16 protein-coding genes, 1 tRNA gene and 1 riboswitch are annotated in these 25,784 nt (G+C 72.0%); of the genes, 10 read left to right on the forward strand and 7 right to left on the reverse strand.

Translation table 11 applies throughout. The features are described 5' to 3' along the window. Positions 1-301: 301 nt before the first annotated feature. The 5 genes from ACYSUO_RS15805 to ACYSUO_RS15825 all read left to right on the forward strand — a co-directional run bounded on the left by ACYSUO_RS15805 (position 302) and on the right by ACYSUO_RS15825 (position 5,558). The gene (locus tag ACYSUO_RS15805; RefSeq protein ID WP_461776705.1) at positions 302-1,525 is read left to right on the forward strand and encodes an alginate lyase family protein; all 1,224 of its coding nucleotides are present in this window, start codon (positions 302-304) and stop codon (positions 1,523-1,525) included. Between the two features lie 85 nt (positions 1,526-1,610). Continuing rightward, positions 1,611-1,684 (forward strand) — tRNA-Met (locus tag ACYSUO_RS15810). A gap of 212 nt (positions 1,685-1,896) precedes the next feature. Beyond that, entirely contained in the window at positions 1,897-3,015 is a 1,119-nt protein-coding gene (locus tag ACYSUO_RS15815; protein WP_461776706.1) for a PP2C family protein-serine/threonine phosphatase, read from the forward strand. 243 nt (positions 3,016-3,258) lie between these two features. Continuing rightward, positions 3,259-3,406, forward strand: a riboswitch (cyclic di-AMP (ydaO/yuaA leader). Positions 3,407-3,417: 11 nt separating this feature from the next. After that, entirely contained in the window at positions 3,418-4,470 is a 1,053-nt protein-coding gene (locus ACYSUO_RS15820) for a M23 family metallopeptidase (RefSeq protein ID WP_461776707.1), read from the forward strand. Positions 4,471-4,604: 134 nt separating this feature from the next. Next, the gene (locus ACYSUO_RS15825) at positions 4,605-5,558 is read left to right on the forward strand and encodes an aldo/keto reductase (RefSeq protein ID WP_461776708.1); all 954 of its coding nucleotides are present in this window, start codon (positions 4,605-4,607) and stop codon (positions 5,556-5,558) included. Here ACYSUO_RS15825 and ACYSUO_RS15830 read toward each other — a convergent pair. From ACYSUO_RS15830 to ACYSUO_RS15845, 4 genes are all read right to left on the reverse strand, one after another. Then, positions 5,552-6,916 carry a PrsW family intramembrane metalloprotease gene (locus ACYSUO_RS15830; RefSeq protein WP_461776709.1) on the reverse strand — a complete coding sequence of 455 codons (1,365 nt, stop codon included), beginning with the start codon at positions 6,914-6,916 and terminating at the stop codon, positions 5,552-5,554. The genes ACYSUO_RS15825 and ACYSUO_RS15830 overlap by 7 nt on opposite strands. A gap of 73 nt (positions 6,917-6,989) precedes the next feature. Then, positions 6,990-7,757: a tRNA (guanosine(46)-N7)-methyltransferase TrmB gene (gene trmB / locus ACYSUO_RS15835; RefSeq protein ID WP_461776710.1), complete on the reverse strand. Its 768-nt coding sequence runs from the start codon at positions 7,755-7,757 to the stop codon at positions 6,990-6,992. A gap of 188 nt (positions 7,758-7,945) precedes the next feature. Continuing rightward, a complete protein-coding gene (gene lhgO, locus ACYSUO_RS15840; protein WP_461776736.1) occupies positions 7,946-9,178 on the reverse strand; it encodes an L-2-hydroxyglutarate oxidase in 1,233 nt (410 codons plus the stop codon). Between the two features lie 94 nt (positions 9,179-9,272). After that, positions 9,273-10,694: an MFS transporter gene (locus tag ACYSUO_RS15845; protein WP_461776711.1), complete on the reverse strand. Its 1,422-nt coding sequence runs from the start codon at positions 10,692-10,694 to the stop codon at positions 9,273-9,275. A gap of 618 nt (positions 10,695-11,312) precedes the next feature. Here ACYSUO_RS15845 and ACYSUO_RS15850 point away from each other — a divergent pair. Beyond that, positions 11,313-13,406 (forward strand): asparagine synthase-related protein, encoded by a 2,094-nt coding sequence (locus ACYSUO_RS15850; RefSeq protein ID WP_461776712.1) that lies wholly within the window; start codon positions 11,313-11,315, stop codon positions 13,404-13,406. Between the two features lie 114 nt (positions 13,407-13,520). Next, positions 13,521-16,856, forward strand: a complete 3,336-nt coding sequence (locus ACYSUO_RS15855) for an ATP-binding protein (protein ID WP_461776713.1) — start codon at positions 13,521-13,523, stop codon at positions 16,854-16,856. Positions 16,857-16,866: 10 nt separating this feature from the next. Here the strand turns inward: ACYSUO_RS15855 and ACYSUO_RS15860 are convergent, their stop codons facing one another. Beyond that, positions 16,867-18,789, reverse strand: a complete 1,923-nt coding sequence (locus ACYSUO_RS15860) for a sigma-70 family RNA polymerase sigma factor (RefSeq protein WP_461776714.1) — start codon at positions 18,787-18,789, stop codon at positions 16,867-16,869. Positions 18,790-19,028: 239 nt separating this feature from the next. After that, positions 19,029-19,802 carry a TetR/AcrR family transcriptional regulator gene (locus ACYSUO_RS15865; RefSeq protein ID WP_461776715.1) on the reverse strand — a complete coding sequence of 258 codons (774 nt, stop codon included), beginning with the start codon at positions 19,800-19,802 and terminating at the stop codon, positions 19,029-19,031. A gap of 376 nt (positions 19,803-20,178) precedes the next feature. Between ACYSUO_RS15865 and ACYSUO_RS15870 the strand changes: the two genes are divergently transcribed. Together ACYSUO_RS15870 and ACYSUO_RS15875 are read left to right on the forward strand one after the other, a co-directional pair. Beyond that, positions 20,179-21,636: an NAD(P)/FAD-dependent oxidoreductase gene (locus ACYSUO_RS15870; protein ID WP_461776737.1), complete on the forward strand. Its 1,458-nt coding sequence runs from the start codon at positions 20,179-20,181 to the stop codon at positions 21,634-21,636. Between the two features lie 157 nt (positions 21,637-21,793). Continuing rightward, positions 21,794-23,461, forward strand: a complete 1,668-nt coding sequence (locus ACYSUO_RS15875) for an ATP-binding SpoIIE family protein phosphatase (RefSeq protein WP_461776716.1) — start codon at positions 21,794-21,796, stop codon at positions 23,459-23,461. A 4-nt stretch (positions 23,462-23,465) separates the two neighbouring features. On the opposite strand, the gene ACYSUO_RS15880 is transcribed toward ACYSUO_RS15875, so the two are convergent. Next, positions 23,466-24,737 carry an MFS transporter gene (locus ACYSUO_RS15880; RefSeq protein WP_461776738.1) on the reverse strand — a complete coding sequence of 424 codons (1,272 nt, stop codon included), beginning with the start codon at positions 24,735-24,737 and terminating at the stop codon, positions 23,466-23,468. A 134-nt stretch (positions 24,738-24,871) separates the two neighbouring features. Here ACYSUO_RS15880 and ACYSUO_RS15885 point away from each other — a divergent pair, with 134 nt between their 5' ends. Then, positions 24,872-25,426: a MarR family winged helix-turn-helix transcriptional regulator gene (locus ACYSUO_RS15885; RefSeq protein WP_461776717.1), complete on the forward strand. Its 555-nt coding sequence runs from the start codon at positions 24,872-24,874 to the stop codon at positions 25,424-25,426. Positions 25,427-25,784: the final 358 nt, after the last annotated feature.

Consider the following 25,784-nt stretch of genomic DNA (forward strand, 5'->3'; position numbering starts at 1 on the left):
CGCCGCTCAGCTTTCACTGCGATCGCCTCTTCCCGGTGAACAGGTCGGCAGGGAGAGAAGCACCGTAATCGGCGCTGCCCGGCACCGGCCCCCGTAGTCCGAAAGAGTCCGGAAGAGTCCGAAAGAGTCAGAAGAAGTTCGAAGGCCGCAATAAGGGTGCAAGAAGTGCGCAAGAGGAGCGAGGAAGGCGACATGTGGCCCGTGAGGAAGGCCGCGCGTGGCCGCCCCCGACCGGCGCAACAGATCCTGCGGTCACCGCCCGCACGCGTCAGGCTGCCAATGATCCGACCGGAGGTGTTGCATGGCAGCGGGCGCACGGACGCGACGCGTTCTTCTGGGGAGCCTCGTCCCCTTGCTGGTGGTGGCCGCGACGGCCTGCGGCGGGTCCACACGGACCGACTCCGACGTGGGCGCGCACCCCGAGCACCGGCCCTCCGGCGGCCTCTTCGCCCACCCCGGCGTCCTGGTCGACCAGGGCCAACTGGACGCGGTCCGCGACCACGTGGCCCGTAAGCAGGAGCCGTGGATCTCCGCGTACAAGGAGATGAGCGACAGCAAGTACGCCGACCTCGACTACAAGGCCAAGCCGTACGCGACCGTGGAGTGCCCCTTCGACGCCGAGGCAGGGCAGGGCTGCGTCGAGGAGCGCGAGGACGCCATCGCCGCCTATACGCAGGCCCTGCTGTGGAACGTCACCCGCGACAGGGCCCACGCCGCCAAGGCCGTCGAGATCATGAACGCCTGGGCGGACAGGATCACCGGGCACACCGCGGACAACGCGGGGCTGCAGGCCGCCTGGGCCGGCACCTCCTGGGCGAAGGCCGGCGAGCTGATGCAGTACACGTACGAGGACTGGCCGGACGGGCAGGAGCTGAAGTTCCAGCGGATGCTGCGCGAGGCCTATCTGCCCGAAGTGCGGGGCGGCTCCGCCGACTTCAACGGCAACTGGGACCTGGTGATGGCCGACGCGACGATGAGCATGGCCGTCCACCTCAACGACCGGAAGGCCTTCGACCAGGCCGTCGGGCACTTCCGCAACCGGGTCCCCGCGTACTTCTATCTGTCCTCCGACGGGCCGCTGCCGGTGAAGCCGAAGGGCAGCGGCATCGACACCCCGCAGGAACTGCGGACGTACTGGTTCGGGCAGAAGACCTTCAAGGACGGGCTCGCCCAGGAGACCTGCCGCAACTTCAAGCACGCCAGCTACTCCCTCGCCGCCACCTCCCACATGGCGGAGACCGCCTGGCACCAGGGCGTCGACCTGTACGGGGAGGTGAAGGACCGGCTCGCCGCCGCGCTCGAACTGCACTCCAAGTACCAGCTGGGCGCCAAGGCCCCGACCTGGCTGTGCGGCGGGAAGGTGCAGCGGGACATGGGGCCCGACACGGAGGTGGGCCTTCAGCACCTGAACGGACGGCTGAAGATGGACCTCCCGCAGACCGAGAAGCTCACCCGCCAGCAGCGGCCTGAGGGGACGGACGACCTGTTCGTGGCCTGGGAGACGCTCACGCACGCCGCCGCGTGAGCCGTGGCGTGAGCCGCCGCGTGGGCCTCGTGGGAAGCGATTCGCGTTCACTCCCCCTGATGGCGTAGAGTTGTGAACACAACGGCGCGGGGTGGAGCAGCTCGGTAGCTCGCTGGGCTCATAACCCAGAGGTCGCAGGTTCAAATCCTGTCCCCGCTACTGAAGACCGAGGCCGGAATCTCATCGAGATTCCGGCCTCGGTTTCTTTGTGCCGCGATGCCGCTGTGGCGCCCCGTGTGGCCCCTGTACCGCCGGTGTTGCGCACGTCACTTTCCCCACCCGTACGGCCCACTCCTGCTCGCCCCGGCGTCCCCGTGCAGGAACTCTTGGTGAGACGCCGGAAGCTGGCAGGGAACGGCAGGAGACGAGTGGTGGGGAAGCGAACAGGAGGTACCGGCGCGAGACGGAAGCGGCACGGCTCCGAGAACGTGAGGGTCCGGCTCTTCCTGCGGCTGCTGCCCCTGCTGCTCGTCATCGGCGGCGCGGTCTACGAGTACGTCACTCCCAGCGGCTTCCCGGGCGCCCCCTTATTCAGTGCGGCACCGCTGGTGGCCGCCCCGTTCTTCTCGCTCGGCGCGACGATGCTGGTCGGCGTCGTGTCGATCGGCGCGATCACCGCCGTGCACCTGCGCTTCACGGAGCACCTCGACTCGGTGTTCGTCACCGAGATCGTCACCGTGGCCACCGTCTGCCTGCTGGCCTGTCTGCTCAACCGGATCGTGCGCCGCAGCTACGAGGAGCTGGCCTCCGCCCGCGAGATCGCCCAGGCCGCGCAGTTGGCCGTACTGCCCAGGCCCCCCGGGCGGCTCGGCGGCTTCGTCATCGCGGCGCGCTACGAGGCGGCGCAGGCCGACGCGTTCATCGGCGGTGATCTGTACGCGGTCCAGGACACCCCGCACGGCATCCGGATCATCGTCGGCGACGTGCGCGGCAAGGGCATGGGCGCGGTCGCCGCGGTCGCCGTCGTCATCGGCGCGTTCCGGGAGGCGGCCGAGCAGGAGGGTTCCCTGGAGGCGGTCGCCCAGCGCCTCGAGCGGGCCCTGGCGCGCGAGGGCACCCGGCGCAGCGGCATCGACGACTTCGAGGGCTTCACCACCGCGGTGCTCGTCGAGATCCCGCACGGCGTCGAGCTCGTCCGCGTCCTCAACCGCGGCCACCCCAGCCCGCTGTTGCTGCTCGGCGACGGCGCCGTGCGCGCGCTCGATCCGTGCCAGGCGGCGCTGCCGCTCGGCATGAGCGAACTCGGCAGCTGGCCCGACCGGGCCGTCGAGGCGGCGTTCCCGTCCGCGGCCACGCTGTTGCTCTACACCGACGGGCTCTCCGAGGCGCGCGACCCGAGCGGCCGCTTCTACGATCCGGCGGCCCGGCTCTCCGGACGCGTCTTCCCGGGGCCGGAGGAACTCCTCGCGGCCCTCGCCGTGGAGGTGCGCGCGCACACCGGCGACGGGACGAAGGACGACATGGCGCTGCTCGCCGTGCGGCGCGGCTGAGTTCCTTGATCGTTGTTACCAGAGGTAGTCGAACGGCGTCGCTCCGCATAACAATTGACGCACCATCAGCTGTGCGGACGTTTGAGAGGTGCGATCAACTCGCCCTATTCCACCCGCTCATGTCCCGATAAGTCCTGGCCAGAGTCGTGAACGATCAGTGGGAAGCGCTTGGAATTACTGTCTGCTGTCTATTAACGTTCGATAACGCAGCGCGGTCGTCCCAGCCGTCACAAGAGATGGCTCCGTGCGCACACGCTCAATCCCGCAAGGGAACCGGGGAACCACCAACTTGGGGTGAATCGGACGCTCTTCCTGTCCAAGGAGGCGTTCGTAGGAGACCTTCCTGCTCCGAACCCGTCAGCTAACCCGGTAGGCGAGAAGGAAGGAAAGGAGAGCGCCCCCGTGGCGTCGAACCGGCCTGCCCCCGACTTCTTCTACGGCCCCGAAGACGACTTCGGCGTCGAGCAGGAGACCTGGGAGGAGTGGAACCCCACCGAGGAGTCCATCGCTCCCGTCCGCGGTAGGCATCGCGTAGCCCGCCGCCGTGGTGGATTCGCTCGCAGCTCCACTGTTCTCGGCGTCGGCGTGGTCGCCGCCGTCGGTGCGGGCGGCATCGCCACCGCACAGGGCGGCAAGCCGCCGGTCCACATCTCCATGCCCGACCTGTCGGCGGTCAAGGACTCGCTGCCCGAGGCCAAGTCGCTGCCGGGCGTGGGCTCGCTGATATCCGACGGCTCGGACTCCGATTCCGACTCCGGCGCCACGGCCTCCCCGCTGAGCGGCGCCGGTGTCACCCAGGCCGAGGCCGCCGACGGGCAGACCGGCGCCGGCGAGGCGCTGCGGGCCCGCATCATGCAGCAGGCCGAGACGCAGCAGGACGCGGCCGACGCCACCGCGAAGCAGGCCGCCGAGGAGGCCGCCGCGAAGCAGGCGGCAGCCGAGGCCGCCGCCAAGCAGGACGCGGCCAAGGCCAAGGCCCTCGCCGAGAAGAAGGAGGCCGAGGCGGAGGCCCGCCGCAAGGCCGAGGAAGAGCGCCTCGCCAAGCTCGCCAAGAGCTTCAAGCTCCCGGTCGCCTCGTACACGCTCTCCGGCACCTTCGGTCAGCCCGGCTCCATGTGGTCCTCCGGCTATCACACGGGCCTGGACTTCGCCGCCTCCACCGGTACCCCGATCCGCGCCATCCACTCCGGCACGGTCACCGAGGCCGGCTGGGCGGGCGCGTACGGCTACCGCACGGTGCTCACCCTCGACGACGGCACCGAGCTGTGGTTCTGCCACCAGTCCTCGCTCAATGTCAGCGCGGGCCAGAAGGTCTCGACGGGTGACGTCATCGGCCGTGTGGGCGCCACGGGCAATGTCACCGGGCCGCACCTCCACCTGGAGGTCCACCCCGACGGGCAGTCCACCGGGGTCGACCCGGCGTCCTGGCTGCGCGGCAAGGGCCTCACCCCCTGAGCAACTGAACTCCGGCGGTCCTGGCGCACACCCCCCGACGTCAGGGCTGCCGGTTTGCCCATTCTTGGGGCTCTTGGGGCGATTTCCGGTGTGATCGAGGAATGCCGTATTCCGTACGGGTGTTGAGTAGGGGCATGACTTCCTCTCGCTCTCTGCGCAAGCTCGGCACCTCCGACCTCGAGGTCTTCCCGCTGTCCCTCGGGGGCAACGTGTTCGGCTGGACCGCCGACGAAGCCACGTCCTTCGAGGTGCTCGACGCGTACGTCGCCGCGGGCGGCAACTTCATCGACACCGCCGATGTGTACTCGGCGTGGGTGGACGGCAACCGGGGCGGTGAGTCGGAGACCGTCATCGGCAAGTGGCTGGCCTCGCGCGGCCGCCGCGACGACGTCGTCATCGCCACCAAGGGCAGCCAGCACCCCGAGTTCCAGGGCCTGTCCGCCGCCAACATCAAGGCCGCGGCCGACGCCTCCCTGAAGCGCCTGGGCACCGACCACATCGACCTGTACTACACGCACTACGACAAGCCCGAGGTGCCGGTCGAGGAGATCATCGGCGCCCTCGACGAGCTGGTGAAGGCGGGCAAGGTGCGGCACATCGCCGCGTCGAACATCTCCGCCGAGCGCCTTCAGGCCTCCCTCGACTTCTCCGACCGCGAGAACCTCGCCCGGTACGTCGCGCTCCAGCCGCACTACAACCTCGTCTCGCGCGACACGTACGAGGGTGAGCTGCAGGACGTCGCCGCCCGCGCGGGCCTCGGGGCCGTGCCGTACTACGCGCTCGCGTCCGGCTTCCTGACCGGCAAGTACCGGCCGGGGCAGCAGGTGGACAGCGCCCGCGCCGCGAAGGCCGGCGCGTACCTGGAGACGGAGCGCGGCCAGAAGGTCCTGACCGCCCTCGACGAGATCGCGCAGGCGCACGACGCCGAGATCGCCACGGTCGCCCTCGCCTGGCTCGCCGCGCAGCCCACGGTCGCGGCGCCGATCGCGTCCGCGCGCATCGTCGAGCAGCTCCCGGCGCTGCTCGCGGTGGCGGACGTGGAGCTGACGCAGGCGGAACTCGACCGGCTGACCGCGGCCTCTCAGTAGCGGTACGGGTTGTCGTAGATGTACGCGGGGCCCTGCGTGTACGTGGGGCCCTGTGTGTACGCGGGGCCCTGCGCGAGTGGGCCCGCGTACACCGGGGGCAGCCACATCGGCGCCGCGATCTGGGAGCCGTACGCGAGCGCCGGGCGCGCGTAGTCGCGCCGCGCCCACAGTGCCTCCAGCAGCTCCTGCTCCCGTTCGACGTAGTCCGCGCCGGCCTTGCCCCTGCGGCCGCGGTGGCGAAGGAGCGCGAGGGATGTCGCGAAGTCCTCGTACTCGGCGACCGCCGTCGCGGCGGGCCGGCCGCCGTAGTGCGTCGCGAAGTCGCGGGCCAGGCGCCGCGCCTTGAGCGAACCGAGCGCGAACGGCTCGGGCGGGGCGAGCCAGCCCGCGGCGACGTAGGCGGGCAGCTCCTGGCGGATGGTGCGCAGCTCGCGCTGGCGTACGTACACCGCGAGCCAGGTGAGCACGCCGAACACCGGCACCATGAACGCGGCGTACACCGCGAAGAAGCCGTACTCGCCGAACGAGGACGAGCCGTTCCAGAACGCGTGCATGCCCATCGCGGCGAGCAGTCCGGCGAGCGGGAGCAGCATCCGGCGCAGTCGGCTGCGGCCCGGCGCCATGGCGGCGGCGATGCCGAAGCCGATGCCGGTGAGCACCGTGAACAGCGGGTGCGCGAACGGGGACATCACGATGCGCACGAAGAAGGTGGCGGCGGTGACCGAGGTCAGGCCGGCTCCGGTGCCGGAGAGCTGGTCGGTGCCGAAGGCGTTGCCGAGATAGAGGATGTTCTCGGTGAACGCGAAGCCGGTGGCGGTGACCCCGGCGATGACGACGCCGTCGACGATTCCGGTGAAGTCCCGTCTGCGGAACAGGAAGACGAGCAGCACGGCCGCCGCCTTCGCGGACTCCTCGACGATCGGGGCTATGACGGTGGCGCCGAGGGTGTCGGCACTGGACGGGTCGGCGGTCGCAGTCTCTATCCAGCGGGTCGCGAAGCTGTTGGCGACGATCGCTATCAGCGCCGCAGCGCACGCGCCCCACGCGAAGGAGAAGATCAAGTTCCGCCAGGGGCCCGGCTGTACGCGGTCCAGCCAGCGGAACGCGGATATCAGGAGGGGCACGGGCAGCACGGCGAGCCCGAGCCCGACCAGGAACCCCTCCGTGCCGGTCTGCTCGCGGACCATGGCGAGGATCACGACCCCGGAGACCGCGAGCAGCGCCGCGAGCGCGGTGGCCCGCACGCCCTTCCGCTCCCACCAGCGCGGATGCGGAACCGCACCGTGCGGGACCGCGCCGCTCGGGTGTGCGCCGAGGACGTCGTCCTGCCGGTGCGGATAGACGGGATACGAGGCCACCAATTGACCCTAACGAGGGATGCGGCCGACCGCGACGGGGCCGAGGAGATCCGGCCCGGGACAGCCCCTGGTTCTATCGACGTCGGAACAGCAGGTCGTGGACCACGTGGCTCTTGTTCAGGCCCTTGCCCTCGAAGCGGGTGAGCGGGCGGAAGTCGGGGCGGGGCGCGTAACCGCCGCCCTCGATGGTGTTCTCGTACTCGGGGTGGGCGGTGAGGACCTCGAGCATCTGCTCGGCGTAGTCCTCCCAGTCGGTCGCGCAGTGCACGACCGCGCCCGACTTGAGCGGTCCCGCCACCAGAGACAGGAATTCGGCCTGGATCAGCCGCCGCTTGTTGTGGCGCTTCTTGGGCCAGGGGTCGGGGAAGTACACGCGCAGCCCGTCGAGGCAGTCGTCCGGGAGCATGTCGCGCAGCAGCACGATCGCGTCGCCGTTCGCCACCCGTACGTTGTCGACCCCCGCGCGGTCCGCCAGGTTCAGCAGATTGCCCTGGCCGGGCGTGTGCACGTCGACCGCGAGGATGCCGGTCGTCGGGTCGTCCTGTGCCATCTGCGCCGTGGCCTCGCCCATGCCGAAGCCGATCTCCAGGACGACGCGCTCGACGCCGGGGAACAGCTCCGCGAGGTCGAGCCTGCGCTGCCCGTCGATGTCCAGGCCCCACTTGGGCCACAGCCGGTGCAGGGCGTCACCCTGCGCGTCGGTGACCCGTCCGCGACGGGGCTGAAAGCTGCGGATGCGGTGCTCGTAGTGCGACTGCGCGGGGTCGGGCCGGGGCCCATCGGGGAACCGCGGCTCGTTGGGGCGGGCGGTGGACGCGGGGGTTTCAGACGACTCAGACACAGTGGGCTCAATTTTACGGGCACTGCGAGCACGGCTCGGCAAATAGAGCCCCTGCGGCGATTGAGCAGCGGGGTCCGGGGCAGCGCCCCGATCTTTTCAGCCCCGCCGGCGTTTGAGGCGCGGGGCCCGAGGCGGAGCCCCGAGACGTCAACCCCGGCACCGGCCGAGAACCCCGGCACCGGCCGAGGTCACACCAGTGCCAGCACTCGCCGCGCAATCTCCCGCCCAATCGGCAGAGACGCCGTCGCCGCCGGCGAAGGCGCGTTCAACACGTGAACCGCCCGCGCCCCCTCCCGTATGAGGAAGTCGTCGACCAACGTCCCGTCCCGCAGCACCGCCTGCGCCCGCACCCCCGCCGCCACCGGCACCATGTCCTCCGCGCCGACCCCGGGCACCAGCCTCCGCACAGCCTTCGTGAACGCCGCCTTCGACAACGACCGGTGGATCTCACCCGCCCCGTAACGCCAGTGCCGCCCCGCCATCCGCCACGCCCCCGGCCAGGCCAACGTCCCGCCCACCTCGCGAGGCCGCACGACCCCCCACCCGTACCCCTCACGCGCGAGCGCCGGCACCGCGTTGGGCCCCACGTGCACGCCGCCGTCGATCCCGCGCGTCAGATGCACCCCGAGGAACGGGAACGCCGGATCCGGCACGGGGTAGACGAGCCCACGCACCAGGTCAGGCCGCCCGAGCTCGAAGTACTCGCCGCGGAACGGCACGATCCGCATCTCCGGGTCGTCCCCGGTCAACCGCGCCACCTCGTCGCACCGCAGCCCCGCGCAGTTGACGAGCACCCGCCCGCGCACCACGTCGCCCGCTCTCGTCCGCACGGCGACACCCCGGTCCGGGCGCCGGTCGACCTGCACGACGTCCGCCCCGTACCGGATCTCGGCGCCGGACGCCTCGGCGAACCGCTCGGCGACCGCGCTGTAGTCGACGATCCCCGTCGTCCCCACGTGGATCGCCGCGAGCCCGCGCACCTCCGGCTCGTACTCCTGGATCTGCGCGGGGCCGAGCTCGCGCACCGGAATCCCGTTCTCCCGGCCGCGCTGCACGAGCGCGTGCAGGCGGGGCAGCTCCTCGCGCTCCGTGGCGACGATCAGCTTCCCGGTGACCTCGTGCGGAATCCCGTACTCCGCGCAGAACTTGACCATCTCGGCGGCGCCGCGCACCGCGAACCGCGCCTTGAGCGAGCCCGGCCGGTAGTAGATCCCGCTGTGGATGACCCCGCTGTTCCGCCCCGTCTGGTGCCGGGCCGGGCCTTCTTCCTTTTCAAGGACGACGACCCGGGTCCCCGGCGCCGCCCGCGACACGGCATACGCGGTGGAGAGCCCGACGATCCCCCCGCCGACCACCAGCACGTCCCCGTCATACGCAGCCGCCCCCACGGGCCTCACCTCCACTCCCGACACACCCAGCATCTTGCCCGACCCCACTGACAATTCATGCGGATGGAGGGCAGCGAGAAGCAGCCCCCTGTGCGACGCAACGGTTCCACAGCCCCCCGGCCCCGGCCTACGCCGGCGCCATCAGCAACGGCCGGGCCAGCTCCCGCAGCTCCACCACCCGCGGCTCGTCCCCGTACGGCTCGAGCCGGTGCAGCAGATCCTTCACGTACTCCGTGGTCCGCGCGGACGAGATCCGCCCGGCCACCTCGAGCGCCCGCGTCCCCTGCTCGCACGCGGCGTCCAGGTTCCCCGACTCCAGCTCGGCAACCGCAGACACCACGAGACGCAGCCCGTGCGAGCGCACGAACTCCTCCGTGGGCTTCGACAGCGCCTGCTCCGTGAAGCGCCGCACCTGACGGGGCGCCTTCAGGTCGCGGTAGCACTCGGCCGCGTCCGCCGCGAACCGGTCGTACGAGTAGAAGCCGAGCCACGAAGGGTCGGTGTCGCCGTCCCTGGCCCGCTCGAGCCAACCCTCGGCGGCCCGCAGCGCGCCCCCGGCCGCGGGCCCGTCACCGGTGCGCGCGTGCGCGCGTGCCTCGATGAGCCGGAAGAAGCTCATGGTCCGGGCCGTCGCAAGACCCCGGTTGCGCTCGATGGCGGCCTGCGCGAGGTCGACGCCCTCGTCACCGAACCCGCGGTAGGTGGCCTGCAACGACATGGAGGCGAGGACATAGCCGCCGAGCGGCACGTCCGCCGCCGCGCGCGCGAGCCTGAGCGCCTGGATGTAGTACCGCTGCGCCGCCTCCTGCTGCCCGGTGTCGAACGCCATCCACCCGGCCAGGCGCGTCAGTTCGGCCGCGGCGCCGAACAGGGAGCGCCCCACCTCGTCCGAGTACGAGCCGAGCAGCAGCGGCGCCGCCTCCACCCGCAGGCACTCGGGCACCATCGACGAACGCCAGTCGCCGCCCCCGTACTTGGAGTCCCAGCGCCGCGCGTCCTCGGCGGCCTCGCGCAACTTCTGTACGTCGCTGTGGCCGACCTTCTGAGGCGCCCCGTCCTCCACGTGGTGGGCCTCCCGCGCCACCGAGGTGTCGGCCGGGGTTATCAGCCACCGGGACGCGGGCGTCGCGTACGCGCTCACCGCGAACGACCCGGCCAGCGACTGCCAGATCCCGCCGCTGCCCGCCCGCCGCCCGGCGAGGTCGAGCCGGTACAGCTCCGTCGCCGACTTCACCGCCGCGTGCACGTCGCGCGGGAAGGCCAGGCCCACCTCGGGCGCGGGATCCGCGTCGGCCAGGCCGATCTCGTGCAGCGGCACGGGCCGGCCGAGTTTCTGGCCTATCGCGGCGGCGATGAGGTGCGGGGCGGCGCCCTGCGGCACCATGCCCTTCGACACCCAGCGCGCCACCGACGTCTTGTCGTAGCGGAGCGTCAACCCACGTTGTGAACCAAGGTCGTTGACGCGGCGGGCGAGCCCTGCGTTGCTGATTCCCGCGAGGGCGAGAACGGCGCCGAGCTTTTCGTTCGGCCCGCGTTGCTCCCTGGACATGAGCCACCCCTCGACACAGACGGCTGCCGCGCCGGGCACCACACCGTCTGTTTCGGCCTGGCATAACCGCGCGGCATTCGTACACCCAGCGTAGTTCGCCGCATCCCAAGCGTTAAGGGTCGTCATTCCGGATGGCGGGATTGTTGTCCGTACTGAAGTACGGCGCAGGCCACGCCGTGTGACCGTGTGCTCCGGGCGTGGTGCCGTGCGCCCGTGCGTGCGCTCTTACCCGGGCTACGGGGCGGCGGTTGCATGGGACCTGCGTGGGTCGGCCCGCTGTACTGGATCCAGCGGGCTGGGGGACACCGCCGCCTACATCCCCGCGGGCGGCGGACCGGTCCGGGAGGCGAACTGCGCCTCCCGGACTGTGCGTTGCGCGCTGTGGCCGAAGCGGGGTGTTCAGCTCCGGCCATCAACGGCCGATTTGGCCGAATCTCGCCCCCGACATCCGAACTGAACCGGGTCGTACCACGGTTCAACCACGGCTCAAAAGGGGCGCATTAGGGGGAGCGTACGTCAATTTTCGCTCGCCCCTTCCCTTCGCCGTGTCCCCTCCTCGGGGCCGCCTTCGTGGCAGCATGGGGAACCCTTGGTTGTCCACAGCCTGTGGAGGCGGCGATGCGCTGGTTGGTGGGGTGGAGCAGTGCCGCCTCCGGGCCCGTTGCCCTCGGTTCCGCGGGTGCCACGGGAACAGAGGGCGAAACGGTACACCCGGTGGGATCCCAACTCCTTTGGGGCGACCCGGATCCGCTGTGGGCCGTCGGTGACTGGCGCCCTGACGAAGTACGCATCGTGAAGGCCGACGACCACACACGGATCGCGGTCCTCGGCGTGTGCGGTGCCTCCGACGAGCAGCTGAGGGTGGGCCTGTTCGCGGCGCGCGGCGGCGCCCTGCGCCACCTCACGGCCTGGCCCGGCAGCTACACGGCCGTCGTCCAGGCGGGCCGCCGCGTCACGGTGGTGGGCGACCTCGCGGGCGCGCGCCCCGTGTTCCACACCCCCTGGGCGGGCGGCACCGCGTACGCGACGGCGGCGCTCCCGCTCGCCGACCTCATCGAAGCCCACCTGGACGTGGGGCACTTGGCCGCGCTCCTCGCGGCGCCCGACGTCCCGGAGGCGCTGCACGACTCGACGCCCTACCAAGGCGTGCACCGCATCCCACCGGGCCACGCGCTGATCCTGCGCGCCGGGTCCCGCGAGATCGCCGGCTACGAGCCCGTGGCGTCGCTCGCCGTGGGCGCGGGCGCCGTCGACCCCGAGAGCGCCGTGGACGACGTCAGGGACGCCCTCGTGGAGGCGGTACGGACCCGCCTCGCGGCGCCCCGGCACGTGCCCGGCACCGACCTGGACCCCGGACCCGTGCCCGGCATGGGCCCCGCCGAGCGCAGGGCCGCCCGCGGCATGCCCGTGCCCGGCATCGGCGCCGACGTCTCCGGCGGACCGGCATCCGGCACCCTCGCCCTCCTCGCGGCGGGCCTGCCCGGCATGCCGGGCACGGTCCTCGGGCACGGCACGGGCGCGGGCGAGCGCCTCCTGGCGGTCACCTTCAACGACCGCTCGTCGCGGGCGGACCAGCACGAGTCGGAGCTGGAGAGAGCCGGCGCGCTCGCCGCGAACCCACGCCTCCACCACGTAGTGGTGGCGGCAGGCGAAGAGGCGCTTCCTTACGCCGAGTTGGACGGGCCGCTCACCGACGAGCCGAGCTCGTCCCTCGTCACGGCCGCCCGCCACCGCGCCCGCCTCGTCTCCGGCAGCGCCGACCACTTCACCGGCTACGGGGCGCGCCAGGTCCTGGACGCCCACCCGGCGCGCCTCGCCGACCTGCTGATGGACCGGCGCCGGCGTCACATGGTGCGCCCCGTCGCGGCGCTCACGAAGGCGGACGGCTCGCTCGCGGTGCCTGCGCGCGTCTACGGAGCGGCCAGAAAGCTCGCCCGTACGTCCTACAAGGCGGGCCTCGAAGGTCTCTCCAGCCGACTTCTTCAGCGCAGCTTCGAGGAGCCGGGCGGCGCCGTCGGGGCCTCGCTCGCCGCTCTCGCGTGGGCCAGACCGGGGCCCGCCGCGCGCTGGCTGACCGGGGAGGCGCTCGCAGAAGTATCGGTTCGCCTCCACGACGGCAAGACCCGTCCGGGGCCGGGACCCGGCCAGCGCCCCGGAGAGTTCCGCGCCCGCGCGAGCCTCGCCCGGCACGCCGCTGACCTGCGCATCCTCGAACAGGCCGCAGAGGTCCGCTTCCAGCGCCTGCACGCCCCCTTCCTCGACAACCAGGTCGTCCGCGCCTGCCGCGCCCTGCCCGAGGCACTGCGCGTCCAGCCGGGGGCCCGCGCCGACATCCTGCGCCGGGTCCTCGAAGGCGCGGGCGTCAGCGAACTGCCGCCCGGCTGGGGCGCCCCCTCCCACGCCTCGTCGTCCGCCGCGACCCGCGCCGGGCTCCGCCTCGCCGCGGACCAGCTGATCGGGCTCTTCGACACGCCCCTGCTCGCACAGACGGGCCTGATCGAGGCCCGCGTGGTCCGCAAGGCCTTGCGCGCCGCGGCCGACGGCGAACCGCTGCCGCTCGACGGCCTCGCGGACCTGGTCGCCCTCGAACTGTGGCTGCGCCGCCTCCTCTCCCGCCGCGGCACCTGCTGGACCGGCACCCCGGCACGCGCGCGTGCGGTGCCGACCGGGAGCGTCGTCCCGGAGCGTGCCCTGGGGGCGGGGCCGAGGTAACCGGCCGACGGCAACGGGCAGCGCGGGCAGCCGCGCCGGGGACGCGAGCCGTGTCGGCAGCCGCGCCGGGGAAAAGACTGGGACCTCGCGCCACGCAGCGGCGACAATGCCTCAGTGCAGTACAAGATCCTGGGCACCACACAGGCATACGACGACGAGGGCACACCCGTGCCCGTGGGCGGCCCGCGACTGCGCGCCCTGCTCACGTCCCTGGCCCTGCACACCCCGCACACCGCCCCCACCGACGCGCTGATCGACGACGTCTGGGCCGACGACCCGCCCGCCGACGCCCCGGCCGCCCTGCAAGCGCTGGTCGGACGGCTCCGCCGCGCACTCGGCAAGGAGGCCGTCACCTCCGAGGCCGGCGGCTACCGCCTCGCCGCGAGCCGCGGGGACATCGACCTGTACGTCTTCGAGCGCCTGGCCCGCGAGGGTGCCGACGCCCTCGCGGCGGACGCCCCGGAGACCGCCGCCCGCACGCTGCGGGACGCGCTCGCCCTGTGGCGCGGACCGGTCCTCGCCGACCTCCCCGACCACGCAGCCGCCACCCGCCACGAGGCCCGCCGCCAGGACGCCACCCGCGCCCGCGTCGAGGCGGACCTGCGCCTCGGCCGCGCCCTGGACCTCGTACCGGAGCTGCGGGAGCTGACCACCGCGTATCCGTACGACGAGCCGCTGCGCGCCCTGCTGATCCGCGCGTTGCGCGATTCGGGCCGCGGAGCGGATGCGCTGGCCGCTTACGAGGAGGCCCGTCGTACGTTGGCCGAGGGTCTGGGGACGGACCCGGGCCCCGAACTGGCGTCCCTGTACGCGGAGTTGCTGACGCCTCCCGACTCGACCGCCCACCCGTGGGTGGCGTCTCGGTGCTCTGCCCCGGACCCCGCCGGCTCTCGTCCAACAGCGGGGCTCGATGTGCCGCAGGGGCTGGATCTGCGCGCCCCGCGGCCCCGGAACGGCAATCTCCGGCCCCGGCTCAATTCGTTCGTCGGGCGGGAACCCGAACTCGCCGCCATCCGTTCCCACTTGCGAGGAGCACGTCTGGTCACCCTCACGGGCCCGGGCGGCTCCGGCAAGACCCGCCTCGCGGAGGAAGCCGCAGCGCCGCTCCCGCACGCCTGGCTGGTCGAGCTGGCGCCGCTCGACGATCCGCTGGCGGTGCCGGGCGCGGTGGTCAGCGCACTGGACCTGCGCGAGACGGTCCTGTTGACGAACGAGTTGTCGGGACCGCAGACCGATCCGACCAGCCTCCTCGTAGAGCACTGCGCCCACCGCAGCCTGCTCCTGATCCTTGACAACTGCGAACATGTCATCGGCGCAGCGGCCCAGCTCGCCGAGACCCTCCTCACGCGCTGCCCCGGCCTCACGATCCTCGCCACCAGCCGCGAACCCCTCGGCGTCCCGGGGGAGTCCGTGCGCCCCGTCGAGCCGCTGCCTCCGGACCCCGCCCACCGCCTGTTCGCCGAACGGGCCGCCGCGGTCCGCCCCGGGTTCGACCCCAGCCAGGACCGTGCGGCCATCGCCGAGATCTGCCGCCGCCTCGACGGGCTGCCGCTGGCCATCGAGCTGGCCGCGGCCCGCCTCAGACTGCTCACGCCCCGCCAGATCGCGGACCGGCTCGACGACCGCTTCCGCCTGCTGACCGGCGGCAGCCGCACCGTGCTGCCCCGCCAGCAGACCCTCCGCGCGGTCGTCGACTGGTCCTGGGACCTGCTCGACGAGCGGGAGCGCAGCACCCTGTGCGAGCTCTCGGTCTTCGCCGGCGGCTGGGACCTGGAGGCGGCGGAGGCCGTGTGCTCCAGCGGCGAGGTCGCCGACGTCATCGGCTCCCTCCTGGACAAGTCGCTGCTCGTCGCCGCGCCCCACCAGGAGCAGCACGGCGCGGGCATGCGCTACCGGATGCTGGAGACCATCCACGAGTACGCCACGGAGCGTGCCGCGCAGGCCCCCGAGCTCCTGGCAGCGGCCGAGCGGCGGCACATCGCCCACCTGCGCGCGCTGGTCGAGGCGGCCGACCCCAAGTTGCGCTCAGCCGAGCAACTCCCTTGGATCCAGCGCCTGGAGGCGGAGCTTGACAACATCCGCGCGGCGCTGACCCGCGTCACCTCCGGGCCGGGCCCCGTCGACCTGGAGTCGGCGATCGCCCTGGCGTTGCACATGGGCTGGTTCTGGTGGCTGCGCAACTACCGCCACGAGGGCTCGAACTGGGTCGAGCGCATCATGAGGCTGCTGCCGGACGGCGTGCTCCCAGAGGACACCGAGGACCCGATGTACTGGCCGCAGATGAACCTGCGGCTGCTCTCCCTGTTCCTCCTCTCGGAGATCTACCCGCAGAGGGCCGTCGCCGACGAGGAACAGCGCGCGTACGCGCTGCGCGTGCAGGCCGTCTTCGCACCGCCCAACCCGCAGGGGGCCCGCTTCCCCGGCATCATCTGGCCGTTCACGCTGTTCCTGCTCGAAGGCCGCGACGTGCGCGCCGACCTGGACGCCGCCGTCGCCAACTGCCGCCGTTTCGGCGGAGGTTGGGAGCTCGCCGTCACCCTGATGTTCCGCGCGCACATGGCGGTGGACATGCCGGGCAACATGAGCGGCGTCGACGACGACCTCGCCGAACTGCGGGTCCTGAGCCGCCGGGTGGGCGACCGCTGGATGCGGGCCCAGGTGTGCAGCGCGGCGGGCGAGGCCGCCATGGGGCGCGGCCTGTACGAGGAGGCCAAGGGCGAGTACGAGGAGGCGCTGCTGCTCGCCTACGAAGTGGGGGCGTACGCCGAGTCGCCGTTCCTCATGGCGCGCCTCGCGGAGATCTCCTTCCGCGCGGGTGACCGGGACGCCGCGCAGAAGACGCTCGACATGGCGACCGCCGAGGCGGAGCGCTACGGGGTGGTGGACACCGCGGCCTTCGCCCGGCTGCTGCGGGCCTACCTCGCCCTGTCGGAGGGGGACGTGGCCACTGCGCGCGAGCACCTGGAGGTCTCGCGCTCGGTGGCGGAGGGCGGCACCCCGCCACCGCAGTTCGTCGCGGCCCTCGGCGTGGTCGACGCGCGCGTCACGGCGGCGGAGTCGGGCCCCCGGGCCGGCCTCGGGAAGGTGGTCCGCCTGCTGCGCGACGAGGTCCTGGGCCAGACGGCGGAGTTGGTGACCGCGGGCCTCGTCGACGTCGGAGCCGCACTGCACGCGCGCGTGGGCGACACGGCACGCGCCGTGCGCATCTTCGCGGCGGCCGACGTGATGCGCGCCGGTCTGCCGAGGTCGATGCCGGAGCGCGAGGAGTACGAGGCCGCGGCGTCCCGAGCGCGGGCCGAGCTCGGCGACGCACGGTACGAGGCCGAGCGCGCGGCGGGCGCCGCGCTCACGCACGAGCGGCTCCTGACGGAGCTGGAGGCCGGGGCCGACATCGATACCGGGGCCGACACCGATACTGATACCGGCGCCGACACCGATACGGACGGCTGACGCCGACCGATCAGCTGCAGGTGAAGCGGGACTCCGCCCAGTCGGCGACCGCCACCGAGTCGGCCGGGCTCCTCGGTTCGGTCACGAGCCGGATCGACTTCGCCCCGGCCACGTTCACATGCACCGGCACGGCGGGATCACGCCCCTTGACCACGGACGAGCTCCAGGCCCGCGCCCCGTCGACGTAGACGGAGAACCGGACGGCGCCGAGACCGAGCGTCATGTCGTCGACACCGGCATAGGCGTCGTACGTCGTGCAGCTCCGGTTGAGGTCGATGGTGACGGAGGACCGGGAGTGCACCGACACCCCGTTCGCGTACTGCTTGCCGGCGATCGACATGCCGTAGCGCTGCCACACCCAGCTGCTCTCGCCGAGCCGGATCTCCGGCTGCGAGTCGTCCCCGAGGGTGTCGTACGGCAGCTTGTTCACCTGGTAGACGGCCGGGGCGGGCGGCGGCGTCGGCTTCGGGGTCGGCTTGGGCGGCGTCGGCCTGGGAGCCGGCGGCTTCGGCTTCGGCTTCGGTGGCGTCGGCTTGGGCGTGGGCTTCGGGGCCGGCTTGGGGGAGGCCTTGGGCGGCTTCGGCTTCGGCGTCGGCTTGGGAGCCGGTGGCTCCGGCTTCGGCGCCGGCGGCTTGGGTTCGGGCTTCGGCTTCTTCGGCTCGATCGGCTGCGAGGCGGGCGGCGGCGCCTTCTCGCGGGCCTCCGGCTTCGGCTTCGGGTCGCCGCCGGTGAGCGCCATCGCCAGCGCGACCGCGGTTCCGGCGGCCACCACACCGGCCGCGATCCCCGCCTTCGCGGGAGCACCGAGCCCCTCGGAGGCCGCGCCACCCGCGGCGCCGCCGCTCGTGGAGCCGCCGCTCGCCGCGGCCGCACCGGCCCCGGCCGCGCCCGCCGCACTCGCGGCGCCACCGCCGATGAACGCGGCGGCCTTCGCGTACCCGGCGGCGCCGAACCAGCCGATGACCGCGATCGGTACGACACCGGGGATGCCGCTGGCGACTTCCTTGATCTGGCCGGCCGCGAGCCGGCACTTGGCGCACTCCTCCATGTGCTTGCGCAGGCCGCGCTCCGCCCGCGTGCGCAGGCTGCCGCGCGCGTAGGCGCCGAGCCGGTCCGCGTAGCGGGCGCACTCCTCGGACTGCGTGAGCGTGGTCGAGACATGGGCCTGGAGGTAGGCCTCCTTCAGGCCCTCGCGGGCGCGCTTGGCGAGCACGCGCGTGCCGTTGGCGTCGAGCCCGAAGAGCGTCGCGACCTCGCTGGGCGACTCCTCCTCGACCTCCGTGTGCCACAGCACGGCCTGCCAGCGCTCGGGCAGCGAGCGGAAGGCCTGCATGGCCATCGACTGCTCGGCCTCGTGCATCGCGAGGACGTCGGCGCCCAGGTCGAGCGTGTCGTCGTCGCTGGCCTCCCGCGAGCGCGCGTCCTGCGTGGCGAACACGGCGAAGTCGTCGACGAGATGCTCGCGCTTCGCCGACTTCGTCCAGCCCGCGGCCACGCGGCGCACCGTGGTCAGCAGATAGGCACGCACCGCGTGCTCGGGACCGCTGCCGCTGCGCACCGCCTGAAGGGTGCGGGCGAACACCTCGGCCGTGAGGTCGTCGGCGGTGTGCCCGTCGCGGCAGCAGGTGCGCGCGTAGCGGCGCACGGCGGCGGAGTGGCGGCGGTACAGCTCTTCGTAGGCACTGTCGTCGCCCGCGCGCATGCGGCCGATCAGATCGGCGTCGGAGGGCGGCACCTCGCCGTCGCCGCCGCCGGACGATCCACTCTCGCGCTGAGGCGGCACTGATGCCTGTAGGTCCGGTGTCTGCGGGTCCGGCTGCTCGGTGGGCGTGCGCCCCGGACCGCCCTGGCTCGGTACCTGCCGCGAGGGCGGACTCCCGGCGCTCGTCCCACCGCCCTCGGGCCGCTGCTCGTCCCGCCCGTCAACGCTCATTGCGGAATGCCCCCGACCGCCCACTCTGACCCGATCACCGGGAAAGAGTGCCACACGCAAGGGCACCCGAAGTGGTTGCTGCACGGCAACCACTCATCCGTGGAGATTTGGCGTGCGCAACCCCTAAGGATCACCCGTTCGGGGAAGCCTCAACCACCTTCCCGTAAACGAGAGTTGACCGCGAGTGACCATGTGGTCGACCCGCGGTCACCCCCTCGGTTCGGTGAGGATCCGACCGGTCACGCAGGCCGGGACCGCAGCCCTTCGAGCAGGATGTCGAGCAGCCGGGCGGAGGCCGCCTCCTGCTGCGCCGCGTCCGGAAGCGACGGGGCCGCCGTCGCGATGACCAGCAGCACGTCCGACACGGTGACGTCGGCGCGCAGCTCACCGGCCTCCCGGGCGCGGTCCACGAGCCGGCCCACGACCTCGAGGAGCGCCGCGGCCCCCGTGTCGTCCGCGGACAGGCCGTCGCCGCCGGCCATCGGCTGCTGCTCGTGCTGCTCGACGAGCCGCAGCTCAGGCGTCGCGGCACGCTGCTCGGGCACGCGCGGCTCGTCGCGCACGCCCTCCTCGGAGTCGGCGACCCCGACTCGCAGTACCTGCGGGGGCAGCAGCCGGCCCGCGCCCGAGGCGACCGAGGTCCGCAGGAAGCGCGAGAGCGCCGACCACGGCTCGTTCTCCTGACCGAGCGCCGTGCGCGCCTGGTCGGTCAGCCGCGCGGTCTCCTCCTCGGCTATCCGCCGCACCAGTACGTCCTTGCTGGGGAAGCGCCGGTACACCGTGCCCACCCCGACGCGGGCGCGCCGCGCCACGTCCTCCATGGGTGCCCCGTACCCCAGCTCGCCGAAGACCTCCCTGGCCGCACGCAGCACATGCTCAAGATTGCGCTGTGCGTCCACCCGCAGCGGCGTGGAGCGCGAACTGTCGCCCGCCCCCCGGCCGTTGGCCCCCAAGGTCGCGCCCGAGGGCGCCACGGCAGAGGCTGAGGTCCAATGAGAGTCCTGAATGTGCATATGTGTTCCCCCGGTAATGACGTCTCCCCCCGGAGACACTCCCCGCCATTGTCTGTCGGAGCCAGAGGAACAGACAGCGATTTCCGGGACCTCTTCCCGATCCCGTCCGCGTATCCCCCCAGACACCCCGACAAGAGACGAACATAGTTGAGCCGGGAGCAATTCAGAAGAGGCAGGTTCCGCACCGGGCGCCCCTCGAAAGGAGCATGTACGGGATTTGGCCATGACGGCCCCGTCGCCCTCCACCCCGGCCCAGGGCCCCACTCCGGACGCTGACCTGGGAACCTCCCGCGCACACGGGTCGACTGCCGGGCCGCAAGGGGTACTTCTGGTCGTCATACAAATGGTCGGGACTGTGGACAAACGCATGGGCCCGATGCGTCATGGGAGGGTGAGGACTGCAATCTTCCGGGGGTCGACCCCCGTGCCCCCGACGTGTACGCGCATTGTTGTAGTCGGCGGCGGTTACGTCGGGATGTACACGGCCCTGCGGCTCCAGAAGAAGCTCAAACCGGAGCTCAAGAGCGGTGCCGTGGAGATCGTTCTGATCACCCCCGACCCGTACATGACCTATCAGCCCTTCCTGCCGGAGGCCGCCGCAGGATCGATCTCGCCGCGCCATGTCGTCGTCGCGCTGCGCCGCGCGCTCGACCTGTGCCAGGTGATCGTCGGCGAGGCGCAGTCCATCGACCACGGCAAGCGCACGGTCACGTACACCACGCTGGCCAGCGAGGAAGAGGGCACGGGCGCCGCCACCCTCACCTACGACGAACTGGTCCTGGCGCCGGGCTCCGTCTCCCGCACGCTCCCGGTCCCCGGGCTCGCCGACTTCGGCATCGGGTTCAAGACCGTCGAGGAGGCCATCGGACTGCGCAACCACGTCATCGAGCAGCTCGACATCGCCTCCTCCACGCGAGACCCGGCGATCCGCGACGCGGCGCTCACCTTCGTCTTCGTAGGAGGCGGGTACGCGGGCGTGGAGGCGCTCGGCGAACTGGAGGACATGGCCCGGTACGCGGCGAAGTACTACCACAACGTCAAGGCCGAGGACCTGAAGTGGATCCTCGTGGAGGCATCCGACCGGATCCTGCCCGAAGTGGGCCCGGAAATGGGCCAGTACACGATCCGCGAACTGCGCGGCCGCAACATCGACGTGCGCCTGGAGACCCGGCTCGAATCCTGCGAGCACCGCGTAGCGGTGCTCAGCGACGGCTCGCGCTTCCCCACGCGTACGGTCGTGTGGACGGCCGGCGTCAAGCCGAGTCCGCTGCTCGCCGCCACGGACCTGCCGCTGAACGAACGCGGCCGCCTCAAGTGCACCGCCACGCTCGCCGTCGACGGCGCCCCGCACGCCTGGGGAGCCGGCGACGCCGCCGCCGTCCCGGACGTCACGGCGCCCGGCAAGGAATGCGCCCCCAACGCCCAGCACGCGGTACGCCAGGCCCGGACCCTCGGCGACAACATCGCGGCCTCCGTACGCGGCGAACCACTCACCGACTACGCGCACGCGTACGCGGGTTCGGTGGCCTCCCTCGGCCTCCACAAAGGCGTCGCGCACGTCTACGGCCGCAAACTGAAGGGCTACCCTGCCTGGTTCATGCACCGCGTCTACCACCTCAGCAGGGTGCCCACCGTGAACCGCAAGGCCCGCGTCCTGACCGAATGGACGCTCTCCGGCCTGTTCAAGCGAGAGATCGTCTCGCTGGGCTCGCTGGAACAGCCCCGCGCCGAGTTCGAACTCGCGGCCGGAGCGGTCCCTCCTACGGACCCATCTGGAGGACCCTCCCGCGACACCCCGCAAGGGCCTCCCGAAAATCCGAAGGGGTCGCCCTGAGCGCGCTGTTGACGCCCCCGACGGAGCACCGGTGACCGGAGCGCGGAACTCCCGCCCGCGGACCGGCGTCTGACGATTGTCAGTACGGTCGGCCAGACTGGTCCACGACCCTGGGCGGGCCCCTCGCCCGCCCTCGAACCCACGAGGCTTTTCCCCTGTGAACTTCACGCGCTGGAGCGCCCGGCTCCCCGGAACGCAGCGTCGCGCCGCCGCGCGGGCCGACCACAGCGGTCCCCAGCGGCCCGACCACGGCGGACCACCGCGGCCCGACGGCGCGGTCCCCGCCGCCCGAGCCGAGCACCTGTCCGAAGAGGCGCCCGGCGAGGAGGGCGGCGTCGACGAGCTGCCCGTACGCGAGGTCCTCGACCGCATCCCCGCCCTCGTCGCCCTGGTGCACGGCCCCGAGCACCGCGTCGCGTACGTCAACGACGCCTACGTAGCGGCCTTTGGCGAGCGCACCACCGGCGAGCCCGCCCACGAGGAGCTGCCCGAGCTCGACGAGCTCAGCCTGCTCCCGTTCCTCGACCAGGTGCTGCGCAGCGGCAAGCCCCGCACGGTCAAGTCCCGCAAGACGTCCGGCGGCCGCTCGTACACCGTCACCTGCACCCCGCTGGAGACCCCGGACGGCCCCGGCGTACTGATCTTCGCGGCCGATGTCACGGACCACGCGGAGGCGGCGGAGCGCCTGCGCACCAGCGAGCGCGAACAGCGCGAAACGGCTGTCACGCTCCAACGCTCGCTCCTGCCACAGGAGTTGGAGGAACCCGACGACCTGAGGATCGCGGCCACCTACCAGCCCGGCGGCACCGAGGCCGCGGTCGGCGGCGACTGGTACGACGTCATCACCCTCGGCGGCGGCCGCACGGCCCTGGTGATCGGCGACGTCATGGGCCGCGGCGTCCGGGCGGCGGCCGTCATGGGCCAGCTCCGCACGGCGGTCCGCGCCTACGCGCGCCTGGACCTGCCCCCGCACGAGGTGCTCCAACTACTGGACGGCCTCGCTACGGAGATCGACCCGCACCAGATCGCCACCTGCGTCTACGCGGTCCACGACCCGAACGAGGGCCGCCTCGTCTACGCGTCCGCCGGTCATCTGCCGATCCTCGTACGCGACGAGAACGGCACGATCCACCGCGGCGACGAGCCCACGGGCCCGCCGCTCGGCACCGGCGGCTGGCTGCACGCCTCGGGCTCGGTGCCGCTCGGCCCCGGATCCACGGCGGTCATGTACACCGACGGCCTGGTGGAGCGGCGCGACGAGGACATCGACGAGGGGGTGGCCGCGCTCGAGAACGCCCTGGCGGGCGCGACCGGCACGCCCCAGGTCGTCTGCGACCGCCTGATCCGCGCGTCCGGTGTCACGGCCGATCACGACGACGACGTCGCGGTCCTGGTCCTCCAGCACCCGGCCCGCAAGGGCACCGACGGCGAGCGTTTCCGCAACGCGGCGCTCGAACTGCTCGGCGGCGTGGAGGCGGCCCCACGCGCGCGTGCCTTCGCGTCCGGCGTCCTCACCAGCTGGCGCTTCGCCGACGAACTCCACGACCTGGGCGTCCTCGCGGCCAGCGAACTCGTCGCCAACTCCCTCCAGCACGGCACCCCGCCCATGCGCCTGCGCCTGCGCCGCACGGACCGCCGCCTGATCATCGAGGTGACCGACGGCGACGACCACCTGCCGCGCCGCCGCCGTGCGGAACCGGCGGACGAGGCGGGGCGTGGCATCGCGATCGTCGCCACGATCGCCTCGAACTGGGGCTCGCGGCGCACGCCGGGCGGCGGCAAGGCGGTGTGGTGCGAGTTCGTACTGCCGGAAGGCGTGGGCTGAGGGCCTACGCCTCCGCGGTGGCGGGCTCCGGCGAGCTCTGCATCACCACACGGCTGCCGGCCAGTGACGGCTGGTCCTGCACCGGCGTGAGCCGCTTGCCGAGCCGCAGCGCCAGAACGGTGACGGCCAGCGAGAACAGCACGAACGTCACGATGTAGGGACCGTGCAGCGCGGCCCCCATCGGCCCGCCCACGGCAGGCCCGACCGCCAGCGCGAGCTGCTTCACCAGCGCGAAGGCCGAGTTGTACGACCCGACCATCCCGGCCGGAGCGAGATCGGCGACCAGCGGCGCCACGGTCGGCGACAGCATCGCCTCACCGAGACCGAACAGCGCGTACGTGGAGATGAACGCGGCGGTCGCCATCGCCTGGCTCCCGTGCCCGATCCCCGCGTACCCGGCGAACAGCCACGCGACAGTCCAGATGAGACCCACCGCGGCGATCACCCGCGAGCGCTTGCGGCGCTCGACGAGCTTGAGCACGGCGAACTGGGCGATCACGATCATCGCCGTGTTGGCGGCGAGCGCGATCCCGAGCGTGGACGCCGAGATCCCGGCCGCCTCGACACCGTAGGCACTCAGCCCCGACTCGAACTGCCCGTAGCAGGCGAAGAACAGTACGAACCCGAGCACGCACAGCTGCACCATCGCCCGGTGCCCGAGCAGCGCCCGCATGCCGCCGTTGCCCTCGTCCTTCGGCACGGCCTCACCGAGAGCGGGTGCCTGCGGCATCCGCACGGTCAGCACGATCCCGGCGAGCACCAGGAACATCACGGCCTCGATGGAGAAGAGCAGCAGGAAGCTGTCGGGCCTGGCCTCGTCGACGATCTGGCCGCCGATGAGCCCGCCGATGCCGAGCCCCAGGTTCTGCAGGAAGAACTGCGTCGCGAACGAACGGGTGCGCGTCTCCGGCGCGGAGCACCACACGATCATGGTCGCGAGCGCCGGTTGCAGCACCGCCGTCCCGGCACCCAGCACCGCGGCGGCCACGATGGCGGCCGGTTCATACGTGGCGAACCCGAGCCCGACCGCTCCGACGGACGCCACGACCGAGGCCGCGACGAGCACGGGCAGCGGACCGCGCCGGTCGATCGCGCGACCGGTGAAGGGCAGGACGACCAGGGCGGCCATGGCGAAGGCGGCCAGCACGATCCCCGCCGCACTGGCCCCGAGCCCCCGGACCTCCGCCACGTACACGTAGAGGAACGGAACCGTGAAGCCGATGCCGAACGCGCTCAACGCGCTGCCCACCTGAATTCGGCGCATCGCGGCGCCCATCGCCCTGGTCACTTTCACCTGCCCTTTCGCTCTCCGGGGCCTTAACCCTGAAGACTTCGAAGCTAAAGTTAGAAGCTAAAGAGTACACACCCAAGGACTTCAACGCCAACCACTCCCGTGCCATACTGCGCGGCATGGCGGACACCCCAGGCGCACCGGCGGCCGAGCCGACGCTCGAAGAGCAGATCGCCGCGTACCAGCGCGAGTTCCAGGCCCTCGACCCCCAGGTCGAGCAGATCGTCTCGGCGCTCGGCAGACTCAACCGCCGCATGAACGTCGCGTACGGACGCCAGACCGCCGAGATAGGGATCAGCAACACCGACTGGGAGGTCCTCAAGGCCCTCGTCCTCTCGGGCGCCCCCTACCGGATGGGCCCCGGCGACCTCGCCAAGCGCCTCGGCCTGACCCCCGCCGCGATGACCCACCGGATCGACCGCATGGTCCAGGAGGGCCTGGTCACCCGCGACCGCGACGAGAACAACCGCGTCCGCGTCATCGTGGAGCTGACCGCGGAGGGCCGCGAGAAGTGGCTGGAGGCGATGCGCCTCGCGTCCGTCTTCGAGGAGGACCTGCTCCAGGACCTCAACCCGCAGGAGCGCAGCGCGCTGGGCGAGGTCCTCACCCGTCTTCTACGTCGCGTGGAAGACGCCCAACCGGACGCCGGCGGGCGCCTCAACGACCTCGCCTGAAGACGCCCACAGGGGAGGGTTGACACGGCCTTCCCCGATCCGTAAGGTACCTCGGGTTGCCACGGAGCCGTAACGGTTCTTCGGTAGCCATCCGCCGCTCAAGCGGCACCCAACCTCAGCACGATCTCCCAATCGGGATTCTATTCGGCGTGCCCGAATTCAATTCCGAACCCCCGATTCGCTCGGGGGCGGGGAATCCGCTAAAGTTTGGAACGTCGGAACGGCCCAACAGCCGCGAAGGCAAACCCCTCTGACTGGGAATCAGGCCCGAAAGGATCTGATAGAGTCGGACTCGCCGGAAAAGCCGAAAGGCCGGAAAGCGAAGCGGGACCGAGGAAAACGGATCGGAAAACGATCT

This window comes from Streptomyces sp. UC4497 (assembly GCF_054871485.1).